Origin of the sequence: Bradyrhizobium sp. AUGA SZCCT0177 (assembly GCF_018130125.1) — a bacterium.
Lineage (GTDB): Bacteria > Pseudomonadota > Alphaproteobacteria > Rhizobiales > Xanthobacteraceae > Bradyrhizobium.
In genome coordinates, this window is sequence record NZ_JAFCMA010000003.1 from 147,124 (window position 1) to 161,316 (window position 14,193).

The 14,193-nt window shown below is 62.9% G+C and carries 15 protein-coding genes and 1 pseudogene; 5 read left to right on the forward strand and 11 right to left on the reverse strand.

Going from position 1 to position 14,193, the window contains the following annotated elements; genetic code table 11:
* Window positions 1-242 precede the first annotated feature (242 nt).
* Complete coding sequence (locus JQ597_RS04805) at window positions 243-809, forward strand: chlorite dismutase family protein (protein ID WP_212263100.1); 567 nt, start codon at window positions 243-245, stop codon at window positions 807-809.
* A gap of 53 nt (window positions 810-862) precedes the next feature.
* On the opposite strand, the gene JQ597_RS04810 is transcribed toward JQ597_RS04805, so the two are convergent.
* From JQ597_RS04810 to JQ597_RS04820, 3 genes are all read right to left on the reverse strand, one after another.
* On the reverse strand, window positions 863-1,261 hold the full coding sequence (locus tag JQ597_RS04810) for a gamma-glutamylcyclotransferase family protein (protein WP_212263101.1): 399 nt from the start codon (window positions 1,259-1,261) through the stop codon (window positions 863-865).
* Window positions 1,262-1,394: 133 nt separating this feature from the next.
* Entirely contained in the window at window positions 1,395-2,207 is an 813-nt protein-coding gene (locus JQ597_RS04815; protein ID WP_212263102.1) for a transglutaminase-like domain-containing protein, read from the reverse strand.
* A 2-nt stretch (window positions 2,208-2,209) separates the two neighbouring features.
* Window positions 2,210-3,109, reverse strand: coding sequence for a transglutaminase family protein (locus tag JQ597_RS04820; RefSeq protein WP_212263103.1), 900 nt, complete (start codon window positions 3,107-3,109; stop codon window positions 2,210-2,212).
* Window positions 3,110-3,208: 99 nt separating this feature from the next.
* Between JQ597_RS04820 and JQ597_RS04825 the strand changes: the two genes are divergently transcribed.
* Window positions 3,209-4,012, forward strand: coding sequence for an N-formylglutamate amidohydrolase (locus tag JQ597_RS04825; protein ID WP_212263104.1), 804 nt, complete (start codon window positions 3,209-3,211; stop codon window positions 4,010-4,012).
* Between the two features lie 174 nt (window positions 4,013-4,186).
* On the opposite strand, the gene JQ597_RS04830 is transcribed toward JQ597_RS04825, so the two are convergent.
* Window positions 4,187-5,161, reverse strand: coding sequence for a DUF3592 domain-containing protein (locus tag JQ597_RS04830; protein ID WP_349628783.1), 975 nt, complete (start codon window positions 5,159-5,161; stop codon window positions 4,187-4,189).
* A gap of 66 nt (window positions 5,162-5,227) precedes the next feature.
* The gene (locus JQ597_RS04835; RefSeq protein WP_192736723.1) at window positions 5,228-5,845 is read right to left on the reverse strand and encodes a LysE family translocator; all 618 of its coding nucleotides are present in this window, start codon (window positions 5,843-5,845) and stop codon (window positions 5,228-5,230) included.
* A gap of 198 nt (window positions 5,846-6,043) precedes the next feature.
* Between JQ597_RS04835 and JQ597_RS04840 the strand changes: the two genes are divergently transcribed.
* From JQ597_RS04840 to JQ597_RS04850, 3 genes and pseudogenes are all read left to right on the forward strand, one after another.
* Window positions 6,044-6,358 carry an ArsR/SmtB family transcription factor gene (locus JQ597_RS04840; RefSeq protein ID WP_212263105.1) on the forward strand — a complete coding sequence of 105 codons (315 nt, stop codon included), beginning with the start codon at window positions 6,044-6,046 and terminating at the stop codon, window positions 6,356-6,358.
* 39 nt (window positions 6,359-6,397) lie between these two features.
* Window positions 6,398-6,909 (forward strand): annotated as a pseudogene (locus JQ597_RS04845) (SRPBCC family protein).
* 406 nt (window positions 6,910-7,315) lie between these two features.
* A complete protein-coding gene (locus JQ597_RS04850) occupies window positions 7,316-9,541 on the forward strand; it encodes an ATP-binding protein (RefSeq protein ID WP_212263106.1) in 2,226 nt (741 codons plus the stop codon).
* Between the two features lie 129 nt (window positions 9,542-9,670).
* Here the strand turns inward: JQ597_RS04850 and JQ597_RS04855 are convergent, their stop codons facing one another.
* From JQ597_RS04855 to JQ597_RS04880, 6 genes are all read right to left on the reverse strand, one after another.
* Window positions 9,671-10,108 (reverse strand): hypothetical protein, encoded by a 438-nt coding sequence (locus JQ597_RS04855; protein ID WP_212263107.1) that lies wholly within the window; start codon window positions 10,106-10,108, stop codon window positions 9,671-9,673.
* Between the two features lie 19 nt (window positions 10,109-10,127).
* The gene (locus tag JQ597_RS04860) at window positions 10,128-10,481 is read right to left on the reverse strand and encodes a nuclear transport factor 2 family protein (RefSeq protein WP_212263246.1); all 354 of its coding nucleotides are present in this window, start codon (window positions 10,479-10,481) and stop codon (window positions 10,128-10,130) included.
* 93 nt (window positions 10,482-10,574) lie between these two features.
* A complete protein-coding gene (locus JQ597_RS04865) occupies window positions 10,575-11,045 on the reverse strand; it encodes a MarR family winged helix-turn-helix transcriptional regulator (RefSeq protein WP_212263108.1) in 471 nt (156 codons plus the stop codon).
* A gap of 31 nt (window positions 11,046-11,076) precedes the next feature.
* The gene (locus JQ597_RS04870) at window positions 11,077-12,687 is read right to left on the reverse strand and encodes an acyl-CoA synthetase (RefSeq protein WP_212263109.1); all 1,611 of its coding nucleotides are present in this window, start codon (window positions 12,685-12,687) and stop codon (window positions 11,077-11,079) included.
* Between the two features lie 176 nt (window positions 12,688-12,863).
* On the reverse strand, window positions 12,864-13,319 hold the full coding sequence (locus JQ597_RS04875) for a GatB/YqeY domain-containing protein (RefSeq protein ID WP_212263110.1): 456 nt from the start codon (window positions 13,317-13,319) through the stop codon (window positions 12,864-12,866).
* Window positions 13,320-13,377: 58 nt separating this feature from the next.
* The gene (locus JQ597_RS04880; RefSeq protein WP_212263111.1) at window positions 13,378-14,079 is read right to left on the reverse strand and encodes an alpha/beta fold hydrolase; all 702 of its coding nucleotides are present in this window, start codon (window positions 14,077-14,079) and stop codon (window positions 13,378-13,380) included.
* Between the last annotated feature and the right edge of the window lie 114 nt (window positions 14,080-14,193).

Sequence of the window (14,193 nt, forward strand, 5' to 3'; positions counted from 1 at the left end):
GGGCCTTGAGTCGCTGGTCCGGATTCTAGCACGTTGGCCAACCGGCCATGGATATAGGGACGCGCCGGTAAAATACGAAGCTAATTGGCTTTCTCGCCGCTATTCACAGCCTCCCTCCCCGTCATTCCGGGACACGCGCAGCGTGGACCCGGAATCTCGAGATTCCGGGTTCGATGCTCCGCATCGCCCCGGAATGACGAAGACATCTTGCCCCCCGCCCGGTTCCACGCTTCCATGTCGCCATGTTCACGACCTTCAGAGGCGGGCAAAGCGGGGCCTGGCAGGTGGTGTCGCAGGCCGCGGTCAAGGGCGCGGGGCTGTTGCGCACGCCGGCGCTGTCGATCGTCCATTCCTCTTCGATCGCGCTGCCGATCCTGCCCTCGCAGGCCTCCTGGCGGCTCGCCGGGGTCGCGAGCCATGTGCGCTATACCGAGCGCGCCGAGAAAACCCAGCTGGTGGCGGTGCAGGCCGGGCTCGGGCGTCCCGAAGCGACCCGCGCGGCGCTGATCCCGATCAAGAAAAACGCCGCGTGGTGGGACCTGACGCAGGAAGAGCGGCGCGGGATTTTCGAGGACAAGTCGCAGCATATCGCCGCCAGCCTGAAATATCTCCCAGCGATCGCCCGCCAGCTCTATCACTGCCGCGACCTCGGCGAGCCCTTCGATTTCCTGACCTGGTTCGAATACGACCCGGCGAATGCCGCGCTGTTCGATGAACTGGTCGCGACGCTGCGCGCGACCGAGGAATGGACGTATGTCGAGCGTGAGGTCGATGTACGGCTGGAGCAGGAACGGCTGGATGCGGAGTAGCTGGTCCACTCCCTCTTCCGCAAGCGGGAGAGGGTAAGCGCAACACCGGTTGGCTACTGCTCCAGAAACTTCCCCGAAGCGATGCGCGGCAGGCCGGTGACCGGCCAGTTGTAGACATACGTCCACGCTTCGCTCGCGCTGCCGTCGGCGAGCGTGACGTTCAGCATCTGCCTGACATATTCGGTCGGCGCCTGAAAGCCCGGGCCGCAGGCCTCGTACATGTCGAACTCGCCGAGCAACGCATCGCGGTCGCGCAGGCGATACAATTCGCCGGACACGATGTCATCAGATTCATTCGAGAGCACCAGCCCGGGATAGTGCTTGATGAGATGGAGCCGGCCGCGGCACGTGGCCTCGCCGATGAAATCGGCGCTGCGCGAGAGCAGCTTCGCCATCGGATGGTCGAAGCCGCGCATCAGGGTGCCGTAGACGAAGAGACGGTCTGAAATCATGGACTGCTTATAACCGTCATTCCGGGATGGTGCGCAAGCACCAGACCTCAGGTGCGCCAATTGCGCACCGGGGAATCTCGAGATTCCGGGTTCGATGCTTGCGCATCGCCCCGGAATGACGGGGCGTCGACAATCAAGCCACCACCACCTCGTCGCTGACGACGACGAATTTGACGAGATCCATGCGGCCAAAACTCGTGGTCAGCGCGACGTCGGCGGCGTCGCGGCCGGTGCCCATCAGGATGCGGCCGATCCGCGGGTGATTGTGCCGGGCGTCGAAGGTGTACCACTGGCCGGACAGGTAGACCTGAAACCAGCCGGAGAAATCCATCGGCGCGGGATCCGGCGGAATGCCGATATCGCCCATATAACCGGTGCAATAGCGCGCCGGGATGTTCATGCAGCGGCAGAAGGTCAGCGCCAGATGGGCAAAATCGCGGCACACGCCGGCGCCCTGCTCGTAGACGTCATGCGCCGACTTCATGTGATGCGCATGCTGGTAGCCGAAGGTCACATGGTTGTGGACGAACTCGACGATCGCCTGCACCCGCGCCCAGCCCTCGGGCGTGTTGCCGAACAGCGACCAGGCGATATCGGTGAGCTTGTCGGTCTCGCAATAGCGGCTCGGCATCAGATATTGCAGCACCTCGTCGGGCAACTGGTCGATCGGGATCTGTTGCGCGGTCGGCATCACAATATCGGGCAATCCGGAATCGCGAACCAGCGCGCTGCCGCGCAAGGTCACGCCGCCGCTAGGGGCCACCAGCCGTCCGCAGACATTGCCGAAGATGTCGCGATAAAAACCGATCGGCACGTCAGGCTCGGCGACAATGCTTTCCGTGCCGACGATGTCGGAAAAACGCGACGGATGGATCGAAAGCATGATCACCATCGGCGTCGGCTGCACGGCCGCATAGGCGATCTCGAAGCCGACCTTGATCTCCATGATCAGACCTTTTCCGCCTGCGCTTCGTCAATGACGGAGACGACGTTGATATTGACCTCCATGCCGACGAAGGCGTCCGCCGAGCCGAGATAGGCGCCGTGCAGCGGGATAGCCTGGCGCGGATCGCGCGCTACCGCGACACGAATGAGGTCACGGGTGCCGATGATGCCATTGGTCGGATCGAACTCGATCCAGCCCGCGCTCGGCAGATAGACCTGCACCCATGCATGCGTCGAGCCGCCGCCGACATAACCATGCGCACTATCGCCGGGAATGAAGAGATAGCCGGACACGAATCGCGCGGCGATGCCGAGCCGCCGCAGCGCCTCGATCATGAACAGCGCATAGTCGCGGCAGGTGCCCGACTTCGTCTGCAGCGTATCGAGAGGATGCTGCGTGCCCTGCTCGTGACGCTTGCGATAGGTGAAAGCTTCACGGATGCCATGGGTCATGCCGCTGAGAATGTTGTAGGTCCGCGTCGGCCCGTCGGATTCGAGAAATCCCCGCGCCCAGAACGACAGATCCCCGTTGGGATCGCCATATTGCGGCGTGATGAACTGCACCAGATCGGGAAACTCTTCGTCGTCGTACTGGAAGGGATAGAAGTAGGCCGGGTCATCCGCGGTCAGCGCGAATTCTTCCGCCGGGTTGTGCTCGATCGTAGCCATCGAAGTGAACGACAGCGTCTGCGCGCGCTCGTCGAAGGTCGCGATCGCGACGCTGTTGCCAAACACGTCATGGATCCAGCGCAGCTGCATCGGCTGCGGCTCGATCTCGAGGCTGCCGGACAGCACGCGCAGATCATGGCCGTCGCGCGGACGCAGCATGATGCGGTGTTCGCCGAACGCCACCGGGTGCGTGTAGCGATATACGGTCTTGTGGTGAATCGTGAGTAACGGCATCGTCAAACAATCATCGTGATTTTGGGCCGGCTAATCTATACAAAAACCTGCTCATTTGTAGACCGATATGCCGCTTCGATAGGCAATACGTAAGGAAAAATGGCATTGAATCGCGTCGGCGACACATCATTACTCTTGGGGCCTGCGGATGTTCCCCCGGTCCGCGAATATAATGATTCGGGACGCTCGCCGTTTCTGCTCACTTGTGACCATTACGGACGGCTGATTCCGCAAGCGCTCGGCGATCTCGGATTGCCGGAAAGCGAACTCGTGCGGCACATCGCCTGGGACATCGGCATCGCCGGGGTCGCCGAGATGCTGTCGAAACATCTCGGCGCGCATCTGATCGTGCAGCGCTATTCGCGGCTGGTGATCGACTGCAACCGCCCGCCTGATGTCGCAAGCTCGATCCCGCTGATCAGCGAAACCACGACGGTCCCCGGCAATGAAGGTATTTCGCGTGAAGCTGCAGGATTGCGGCGAACGCAGATCTTCGATCCCTATCACCGCCGCATCGGCGAGATCATCGACGCGCGCCGAGAGCGGAAGATGCCGACGATACTGGTCTCGCTGCACAGCTTCACGCCTGTCTATGCCGGCATCGCGCGTCCCTGGCACATCGGCACGCTCTATCAGCGCGACAAGCTATTGCCGCCGCTGCTGCTGCAATTGCTGCGCGCGGAGCCTGATCTCGTCGTCGGCGACAACGAACCCTACGCGGTCAGCGATGACACCGACTACACCATCCCCGTTCACGCCGAGGCGCGCGGCCTGATGAACACGGGAATCGAAATCCGGCAGGATCTGATTTCGGATCAGGCGGGCGAGAAAGCGTGGGCCGACCGGCTGGCGCGGATTCTTGGTGAGGTCGAGACGATTTTTCGGTCGCGGCAGGTGATTTAGCTTCGTGCCGCATCCAACTGCGTTCCCTCTCCCCTTGGGGGTCGAGACGAGCGAAGCTCGCTCTTGGGGTTAGGGAGAGTGGGTGGCGGCGAGTTCGGTGTGCGTGGCTTACCCCTTTCCCCCGCCTTCCCCCGCAAGGGGAGAGGGAGCAGTGCGGCGCGTGCGGCAGCACCATTATCCATGCACCGCCGCATAATAAGTCAGCCCCGCAAAGGCGAGCACCAGCAGCCACAGGAACCACACGAACGATGCGCGCGGCTCCAGCGTCGCTTCGGATGGATTGGCGGGATTGACCCAGACCTTGACCCTGGCGCCGTCCTGATAAGGCGGCGTGAGTTTTCGCGTCAGCCAGTCCGAACTCGACGCGACGTTGCTGGAAAGGGTTGCGTGCGTGCCGGTGTAGGACTGGTCGTTGTAGGTGTACGTGTAGAGCACCTTGCGCTGATACATCATCAGCCCGCGCGCCCCGTCGTCGGTTCGCGCGGCGCGGTATTGCTCGAGACCGGACAGCTTGATGATGCCGGATACGACCGGCCATTTCCCGGCGAGCCGTGCCTGCCGGTGCATCGCGAGCGCGAACAGCGCGATCACACTGCCGAACGCGCCGAAGGCAATGACCAATGGCGACGCTGTTGGATGGGCCAGCTTTGTCGAGACGAATTCGCTCAGTTTGTTCAGCCCGATCGCCGAGCCAAACACGATCACGAGCGTGATCGCGGTGCCGATGCCGAGACAGCCCCACAAACCCTTGGGCAGGTCGCGTTCCAGCACCGCTTCCTTTGGATTCCGCGGATTGTAATAGACTGTCACGTCGGCGCCGACCGGATATCTGGCGATGGTCTCGGCGACCTCGAAATTGCCGAGGTCCTCGCCGATGCTGACGCGGTTGTTGCGCAGCGTTTTGCCGGCCACGGAATATTCGTAGATGATGTTGGCGAAGTTGCGCTGCTCGGTGCGATAGCCGCCTTCCCGGTTGCTATCGATCACCCTGACCTCGCGCACCTGGGCGTGCGAGGCCACGATCTTGCCGGCGGCCGCCGGCCATTCGCGGGCGGCGCGCACCTGCAGCGTCTTGTAGACGGCGGCGCCCAGCAGCAGCCCGAGCGGCGCGAGCAGCATCGCAAAGACGAACCAGGGCAGATCGGGCACGGAGATTTTCCTCAGACGACGGCGCGTTGCATTAGACGCGCCATCGCCGCCCGCGGTTCAAGCGTGCTATTTCGCCCGGGTCAGCGCCAGCCAGATGCCGCCGCCGATCATGAAGCCGCCTGAGATCCGCGACACCAGCCGTGTGCGCTCCGCCGAGAAGAAAAGCCGGGCCCGGCCGGCGAGCAGCGCATAGACCGCGTCGGTCATGGCGGCAGTCACCATGAACGTCGCGCCGAGCAGCGCCACTTGCGGGAAGTGGTCCTGCTTCATGTCCATGAACTGCGGAATGAAGGCGCCGAAGAACACCAGCACCTTGGGGTTCGAGAGCAGCACCAGGAAGCCCTGTAGGAAGAAGCCGCCGCGCGGCGGCGGTGGCGGTTCGTCTGACTTGATGCCCTCCACCGGCTCACGAACCAGCTTGATGCCGAGCCAGATCAGATAGGCCGCACCGGCGAAACGCACCCAGTCGAACCAGTAGCCCATCGTCGCCATCAGCGAGGTCAGGCCGACCGCGACGATGCCGATCACGATGGCAAGGCCGACCTGGGCGCCGGCGACATTGATCAGCGCCGCGCGGGTGCCGTGGCGCAGGCCGTTGGCGATGATGAGCGTGACCACCGGACCCGGCAGCAACGCCAGCGCGATGCAGGCAGCGACGAAAGCGAGATAGACCTGGAGGGACATGGGGAACTCGGGGTGGGAGGGAGCTTACGCCATTTATGCACGTGAACGGGGGAGATGGAAGCGGTGCAATTCTTCCTTCTCCCCTTGTGGGAGAAGGGAAGAAAAGCAACCTGACCATCCCCCCCATCGCAACCTCCAACCAACGCGCCAAAACCACGCCCTTGACATGCAACCATTTGGTTGCCTATTATCCCCACCATGGATGAAGTCTTCCGAGCGCTTGCCGACGCCTCGCGACGCGCGTTGCTGGACAGGCTTCATGCCAGGAACGGACAGACACTGAGCGAACTGTGCGACGGCCTCGCCATGACGCGGCAGGCCGTGACAAAGCACCTCGGGATTCTCGAAGCGGCCAACCTCGTCACCACGCTCAGGCATGGCCGCGAGAAGCTGCACTATCTGAATCCGGTTCCGATCCATCAGATCGGCGAACGCTGGATCAGAAAATTCGAGCGCAACAAGCTCACCGCGCTCAGCGAATTGAAACGGCAACTGGAGAAGCGTGATGAGTAAGGTGGAATTCGTCGCCCGCCTCGGTATCGAGGGCGTGCCATGAACATCAACAAATTCAAACCCGCGATCGTCTACACCATCTACATCGCTGCCACGCCGGAGAAGGTTTGGCAGGCGCTGACATCGGCCGAGTTCAGCCGGCAGTATTTTTCCGGCTTTGCGATCGAGGCCGACCTGAAGATCGGCGCGCTTTCATCGCCCGCGCGCCTGACGGTTCGGTGCATATCAGCGGCGAGGTGATCGAATGCGATCCGCCACGGAAATTGACCGTAACCTGGAACGTCAACTGGCCGGCACTGGTGGAAAAACTCGGGCCCACGCTCGTGACCTACGAGATCGAGCTGTCGGGCGAGGTGGTGAAGCTGACGATGCTGCAATCGCACGACCGCGCCATCAGCGACGACATCCTCTCCGGCGGCCGCCAGGGCTGGCCGGCGATCCTCTCCAGCCTCAAGAGCGTGCTGGAGACGGGGCAGCCGCTCGCGATCAAGATGGCGCCGCCGCAGCGCATGCTGGACGCGCTGAAGGCGATGGGGATCGGGACGCCGTAGTGCCGGCACACAATGTCGTCGTCCCCACGAACTTTGTCGTCCCGGCGAACGCCGGGACCCATACGCCGCGGCCGTTGTTGTTAGAAAAGGAAGATAACAACCACCGTCCAGAATAATGATCGCCGGTGGTTATGGGTCCCTGCGTTCGCAGCGACGACGGTGGAGTTTGGCGCTATCCTGGTGCCACACCACACGCCCTCCCCCATCACCCGCCCTGATTGCGATAGCCGAACAGAGTCTGTAGGGTCGCTCCGAGGGATTCCCATAGAAGCCATTTGAAAACTGCCGGCCCGGCTTGTCGCAAGGGGCATTTGCCATCCCTCCGGCGGACGGAGCGGCACACGATTACCGCACATTACTAGTTAAAAATGAAACTGTCTGATTCGAGCGCGAAAATTACGGACCGATGAGCCTGCGCACCCGGCTACTGATACTCGTTATCGCGGCCATGCTGGTGCCGGCCATCCTCGTGGGACTGCGCTTCGCCCAAAATCGCACCAGCGAGATCAACGCGGCGCTCGCCAATTTGTCGGCTACGGCCGACGATATTTCCAAGGATCTGGACGAGAAAATTCAGGGCACGGCGCAGCTTCACTATGGCCTGGCCCGCGCCCGCGACCTCGACACGTCAGACAAGGTGGCGTGTTCGGCCTTCCTCTCCGCGGTGCGCGAGGAATACCCGCAATTCACCGGCATTCTGACCATCACGCCTGACGGCGCCCTGTTCTGCGACTCGCTGCGGACCAACCGCACCCTCGACTTGCGGGACCGCGCCTATTTCAAGCAGGCCCTGACGGCGCACGGCATCGTCACGCTGGAGCCCGTATTCGGCCGGCTGACCGGGACCTCCGTGTTGCAGATCGCGTACCCCACTCGCACGGAGTCCGGCGAGCTGAAATTCATCCTGCTCGCGTCGTTCAACTTGCGCAAATTCGCCGAGTACGACACGCGCCTCCTGAACGGCAAAGACGTGTTGCTGGTTGACAGGAAAGGCACCGTCCTGGTTGCCCCGCAGGGGAAGGGATGGACCGAGCCCGCCGGTGCATCGATCGCAAACTCGGATCTGTTCCGGTTTGCGGCCGCAGCTGACCGAGGGCCGTTCCACGAGATGAAGGACGCTGAGGGCCGGACGCATGTGTGGGCCATCGCCCGCTCGCCTTCGACCCGGGATGCCGGCCTCTATATCATGGTGGGATTGCCCAAGGACGGCCTGTTTGCCGCCGCCAACCGCCGCCTCTACGAGGATCTGGCGATGCTTGCGGTGGCCTCGCTGCTGCTGCTTGCCGGCGTATTGCTGCTGGCGACTTTGGGCGTCGGCCGTCAGGTCGGACGGCTCGCCGGGATGGCGCGGAGGCTCGGACTTGGCGACTTGAGCGCGCGGATTCCCGAGCCGCATCCAGGCGGCGAACTGGGCGGGCTGATGACGCTGCTCAACGGCACCGCCGAGTCGCTCGAGCGGCAGCGCGCCGCCATCGACGAGCTCAATCAAAAGCTCAGCCAATCCCAGAAGATGGAGGCGATGGGTCAACTCACCGGCGGCGTCGCGCACGATTTCAACAATCTCCTGACCGTCATCCTGGGCAACGCGGAATACCTCGCCGAGAAGCTGGCCGCGAACCGGGAACTGCACAGCATCGCCGACAGCATCGCAACCGCCGCCGAGCGCGGCTCGGACCTCACAAGGAGCCTGCTCGCCTTCGCCCGCAAGCAGCCCTTGACGCCGCAGGACATCGACATCGGCCAGAAAATTCTCGGCATGGAACAGTTGCTGCGGCGGACCCTGGGTGAACATATCGAATGCGAATTCCTGCTCGATCGGGACTTGTGGCGCGCCAGCGTCGATCCCGGTCAATTGGCGTCCGCGCTGCTCAATCTGGTGCTCAACGCGCGCGATGCGATGCCGCAGGGCGGCAAGCTGACGGTCGAGGTCCGCAATATCGCGCTCGAGGAATCCGACCTCGACGTCAATGGCGAGGCCCGGCCCGGCGATTACGTCAAGGTGGCCGTGACCGATACCGGCAGCGGCATGATTGCCGAAGTGGCCAGCCGCGCCTTCGAGCCGTTCTTTACCACCAAGGAGGTGGGCAAAGGCACGGGCCTCGGCCTCAGCATGGTCTATGGGTTTGCAAAACAATCCGGCGGCGCGATGCAAATACGCTCCGAGCCGGGACGTGGCACCGCCGTCAGGCTTTTCTTCCCTCGCATCAATGCGCCGCACAGAGGCGCCGCGCCGCCCGCTGACCAGCTCGCCGCGCATGCCGGCACCGAGACCATTCTCGTTGTCGAGGACAATGATCTGGTGCGTGCGTATGTTGCAAAGGAGCTGAAGGAGCTTGGCTATCGCGTCACCGTGACGCGCAACGGGCGCGAGGCGCTGGAGGTATTGCGCCAACGCAGCGAGATCGATCTGCTGTTTACGGATGTCGTGATGCCCGGCGGCATGTTCGGACCGGAGCTTGCCAGGGAAGCATCGCGGCTGCGGCCCGAACTCAAGATACTCTTCACCTCCGGCTACACCGAACATCCCGTCCAGCCGCTCGACGGCCTCGACAGTGAAGCGAAAATTCTGAACAAGCCGTACCGGCGAAACGACCTGGCGCTGATGCTGAGGTTGGTGCTGAAGGGGGGTTGAGCGGCTAGAGCATGATCCGGAAAAGTGGAACCGGTTTTCCCTCGCGACAAACGCGCAGCGTTTGCGCGGAGATCATGCTCAAACAAAAAGCTAGAGCGGGATGATGAAGCGAAGAGAAATCATCACGCTCTAGGAGGACAGCAGCAGGAAGACCACGACAAGATTTGCCACGAACAGTATCGCGTCGATGACAAAGATCCGGAGCATCGGGCCCTTCAACACGGGCCAGTATGCCACCCCGACGCGTCCCCCGCGCATCAGGACCGGAAGGTTATAGGCGAACTGACTGAAGTGACACGCGGCAAAGAACAGGAATAACGCAAGCTGCGCGTCATCAGCCCCGAAGAAGGGCGGCCGGGCCAGCAGATACAGCGACAAAAGGGCGATTGGCAGATTGATCCCGCCCAGGAACGCCACGCTGGCCGACAAGGTCGGCGCGATCGGGTTTCCGCGCTCCTCCCGGGGCAACAGTATTTTCAGCGTATTGCTCTGGGCAATGCTGAACTGGATGAAGGCGCCGCCGAACCAGAGTGTGTTGAGAAGCAGAACGAAATCCGAAAATCGCATCGTTACTTTCCGTACATGGCTATTTTCCGTAGAAGGCCTCGCTGCGCACCACACGGCCGGCAGCGTCGAAGTCCATGAACTCGCTGGCGCGCGTGTCGCCCAGTTGCCACCAGACCGTCAGGCGCGCGATCGTGTCGTCCCAGCTCCAGCTCAGGATTTTCAGATCCGCGCTCTCGATGTGTCCGTATGCCTTGCGCCAGTAGGCGCGAATGTTCTCAAGCCCCGCGACCACAGGGGAATCCGTCAGTTTGATCGCCAACGGGGAGCGCATCTCCGCGTTTTCAGCAAAGTGCGACACGACAGCGTCGATATCAACCTTGCACCAGCTTGCGCACCACGCCTCGACAAAGCGTCCGGCGGCTGCCCGGTCCATCGTCTGCTTGCTCAAGCTCCCGCACCTCCCCGGCATCACTGCAGGAAAGTTGTCACGGCACGATCTTCAAGTCAACTGTGTTGACCTTAGAAATCAATTGTTGTCGGCGATAGCCTCCATGACGGCCATCCACGCGGCCGCGCCACGCGGGCCGACACGATCAAACGCCTCGCTCACGACCTTGCGCTCGTAGTCCGATGCCCGTTGTTCCGTGCGTTTTCCTGATTCCGTCAGCCGCAGCAATTTGGAGCGATGCTGCTCGGGCGACCGCTTCGAGGTCAGCAGTTTTCGCTCCAGCAGCAGGTTGAGCGGCCGGTTCAGGGCTTGCTTGGATATGCCGAGAATTTCGATCAGCGAACCGATCGAGACGTCGGGCTGCCTGGCAACCACGTAGAGAATGCGGTGGTGCGGGCGTGACAGGCCAAGGGTCGCAAGATACTGATCGGCGGAAAGCGTCATCCCGCGCCAGCCGTAATACATCAGCTCCAGCGCCGCGTCCAAATCATGGAGCTTCTTGAGCGAGGCGCGGTGCAAGCCCGCGGCGTGAGGAACAGTTTTTTGCATTTTCCTACCGCAAAGAATTGACCGAACAGACTTACCCCAGCGCCCGCAGTTCGCGTCGCAGCACCTTGCCGGTCGCGGTCATCGGGAGGCTTTCCGCGAACTGCACGAAGCGCGGATATTCGTGGGCGGCGAGTTGTACCTTGACGAATTCCTGGATCTCACGGGCCAGCGCGTCGCTGGGCGCAAAGCCCGGACGCAGCACGATCCAGGCCTTGATCGACTCGGTGCGGATCGGATCGGGAATGCCGACGACCGCCGACATCGCCACCGCCGGGTGCTTCATCAACGTGTGCTCGATCTCCGACGGCCCGACGCGATAGCCGGCCGTGGTGATGACGTCGTCTTCGCGGCTGACATACCAGAAGTAACCGTCCTCATCCTGCACGCCGAGATCGCCGGTCAGCAGAAATTCGCCGGCGTATTTTTTCGCGGTCGCTTCCGGATTGCGCCAATATTCGATCATGGTGCAGGGACAAGGCTGGCGAACGCCGATGACGCCGCGGGTACCACGCGGCAGCTCCTCGCCCTGGTCGTCGACGATGCGCACGTCAAAACCGGGCGTCGCCCGGCCCATTGAACCCGGCCGGATCGGAAACAGTTTGGAATTGCTGCCGATCACGAGATTGCATTCGGTCTGGCCGAACACTTCATGGGCATCGACGCCGAAAGTCGCGCGCACCCAGTCGAGCAATTCGCCGCCGAGCGACTCGCCGCCGGTGAAGATGCTGCGAAGATTTACGCCCGGGTTCTTCACGCCGGCCTGCCGCATCAGTTTCAGCGCCGTCGGCGGCAGGAACACGTTGCGGATGCCGTGATCGGCCATGACAGCCATCGCGGCCTGCGGCTCGAATTTGCGCGCGCGGTGCCCGACCAGCGGCACGCCGTGATACCAGAACGCAAACAGGCCGTTGATCAGCCCGCCGATCCAGGCCCAGTCCGCCGGCGTCCACATCAGGTCGCCGGGTTTGGGGATGAAGTCGTGGCACATCTCGACATTGGGCAGATGGCCGAGCACAACGCGGTGCGCGTGCAGCGCGCCCTTGGGATTTCCCGTGGTGCCCGAGGTGTAGATGATCAGGCCGGGATCGTCGGCCGACGTATCGACGGTCGCAAAGTCCGGTGATGCGGCTTTCAACGAAGACCAGAACGGCTTGGTGCCCGCGGGCGCACGGTCGCCGATCACATAGACGGTCTTCAGCTCGGGCAGGCGGTCGCGGATCTTTGCGAGCTTGTCCCAGCCGGCCTCGTCGGTGATGACAGCCTTGGCCTCGGAATTGGAGAGACGAAACTCCAGCGCGTCCTCGCCGAACAGCGCGAACAGGGGGATCGAGATCAGGCCGGAGCGAAACGCCGCCAGATGCGCGATCGGCACTTCCAGCGATTGCGACAGGAACACTGCGACGCGGTCGCCGCGGATGAGGCCATCGGCGGCAAGCACATTGGCGAAGCGGCGCGACATGTCAGCGATCTCGTCGAACGAGGTTCGCGTCGCGGTGCCGTCCTCGTCGATATAGATCAGCGCAAGGCGGCCGGAGCCATCGGCATGACGGTCGCAGCACGCGGTCGCGATGTTGAACCGCGCCGGGATGTCCCAGCGGAAGTTGCGATAGAGCTCGTCATAGGTGGCGGCTTCGGTGAGCATGGGGAAGAGGCTCTTCCTTTTTCGCCTCTCCCCGTTCTTCACGGGGAGAGGTCGCGAGCGCAGCGAGCGGGTGAGGGGCTCTCTCAACACGCGCGAACGTCGTTTCATTCGAACAGCGGCACCCCCTCACCCGGATCGCAAGAGCGATCCGACCTCTCCCCGCAAGCGGGGAGAGGTTAAGAAGACAGCGCCGCCTTCACCAATCCGCTGGCTTTACCAAAATCCATCTGGCCGGCGTATTTCGCCTTCAGCACCGCGATCACCTTGCCCATGTCCTTCATCCCGGCGGCGCCGGTTTCAGTGACCGCGGCCGATATCGCCGCCTTGACGTCCTCCTCAGACATCTGCTTCGGCAAATAAGCGGAGATCACCGCGATCTCCTCGCGCTCCTGCGCGGCGAGTTCGGCGCGGCCGCCCTTGTCGTAGAGCTCGACGGATTCCTGGCGCTGCTTGATCATCTTCTGGAACACGCCGAGCAGGTCGGCATCGCTGAGCGGCGGCTTGCCCTCCCCGCGTGCAGCGATGTCGGCGTTCTTGATGGTCGAGTTAACCATGCGCAGCGTGGACAGCTTGCGCTCGTCCTTGGCCCGCATCGCGTCCTTGACAGCATTGTTGATGTCGTCGCGCAGCATTTTCGTATCCTTCGGCTATCAGAGCCCTGATCTAGGCTGTTCGTGCTCTCGAAACAACCTAGCCTCGCAGCCATTCCGTCAGCGCGTCGGCGGTCTCCTGCGGCGCTTCCACCTGTGGCAGGTGACCGCAATTGGCCAGCACCACCAGTTTGGCCCCGGGAATGCCGCTCGCCATCTCCATCGAGAGCGAGTTCGGGATGGTGTTGTCCTGGTCGCCGGTCAGTACCAGCGTCGGACATCTGATCCACGCCAGCGTGGGGCGCGAATCCGGCCGCCCGATCACGGCGGTCTGCTGGCGGACGAACGCCTCCGGCCCGATATCGTCGCCCATGTCATGGACAAGCTGGCGCAACGCGGCATCGCCCTGCCGCGAGGGGTGCACGAAGCCGGGAAACAGCTCGTCGAGCACGGCGCGGTATTCGCCGCCTTTTGCACGGGCGATCATGCCCTGGCGGCGGGTCGTCGCCTCGCCGGTGTCCGGCCGCGCCTGGGTGCTGATCAGCGCCAGCTTCGCCACCCGCTCCGGCGCCTGCCGCATGATCTCGAAGGCGATGTAGCCGCCCATGGAATGCCCGGCGAGCGCAAAGCGCGGCGGCGCCTCGGCCAGGATCCGCCGCGCGATCGCGCCCATATTGTCGTCGCGCTTGTGATTGGCGACCGTCACGGGCCCCAACTGCCACAGGGCCGGCACCACGGGCCCAAAGAGCCGCGGCGAGCACGCGAGACCCGGAACGAGCAGGATCGGCATCGTATTGTCCATGCGGACTCCTGATTGGGCGCTTTGGGGTGAAAAGCGGCCCTAGCTACTTGTTTTGACGCGTTTTCTTGACGCGAACCGGCGTCCACTTCGCTCGAAAACGCTATGAAATGGGAA

Coding starts and splice junctions, on each gene's coding strand:
- JQ597_RS04805 (WP_212263100.1), top strand. CDS start 243: ATGTTCACGACCTTCAGAGGCGGGCAAAGCGGGGCCTGGCAGGTGGTG.
- JQ597_RS04810 (WP_212263101.1), bottom strand. CDS start 1,261: ATGATTTCAGACCGTCTCTTCGTCTACGGCACCCTGATGCGCGGCTTC.
- JQ597_RS04815 (WP_212263102.1), bottom strand. CDS start 2,207: ATGGAGATCAAGGTCGGCTTCGAGATCGCCTATGCGGCCGTGCAGCCG.
- JQ597_RS04820 (WP_212263103.1), bottom strand. CDS start 3,109: ATGCCGTTACTCACGATTCACCACAAGACCGTATATCGCTACACGCAC.
- JQ597_RS04825 (WP_212263104.1), top strand. CDS start 3,209: ATGGCATTGAATCGCGTCGGCGACACATCATTACTCTTGGGGCCTGCG.
- JQ597_RS04835 (WP_192736723.1), bottom strand. CDS start 5,845: ATGTCCCTCCAGGTCTATCTCGCTTTCGTCGCTGCCTGCATCGCGCTG.
- JQ597_RS04840 (WP_212263105.1), top strand. CDS start 6,044: ATGGATGAAGTCTTCCGAGCGCTTGCCGACGCCTCGCGACGCGCGTTG.
- JQ597_RS04850 (WP_212263106.1), top strand. CDS start 7,316: ATGAGCCTGCGCACCCGGCTACTGATACTCGTTATCGCGGCCATGCTG.
- JQ597_RS04855 (WP_212263107.1), bottom strand. CDS start 10,108: ATGCGATTTTCGGATTTCGTTCTGCTTCTCAACACACTCTGGTTCGGC.
- JQ597_RS04860 (WP_212263246.1), bottom strand. CDS start 10,481: ATGGACCGGGCAGCCGCCGGACGCTTTGTCGAGGCGTGGTGCGCAAGC.
- JQ597_RS04865 (WP_212263108.1), bottom strand. CDS start 11,045: ATGCAAAAAACTGTTCCTCACGCCGCGGGCTTGCACCGCGCCTCGCTC.
- JQ597_RS04870 (WP_212263109.1), bottom strand. CDS start 12,687: ATGCTCACCGAAGCCGCCACCTATGACGAGCTCTATCGCAACTTCCGC.
- JQ597_RS04875 (WP_212263110.1), bottom strand. CDS start 13,319: ATGCTGCGCGACGACATCAACAATGCTGTCAAGGACGCGATGCGGGCC.
- JQ597_RS04880 (WP_212263111.1), bottom strand. CDS start 14,079: ATGGACAATACGATGCCGATCCTGCTCGTTCCGGGTCTCGCGTGCTCG.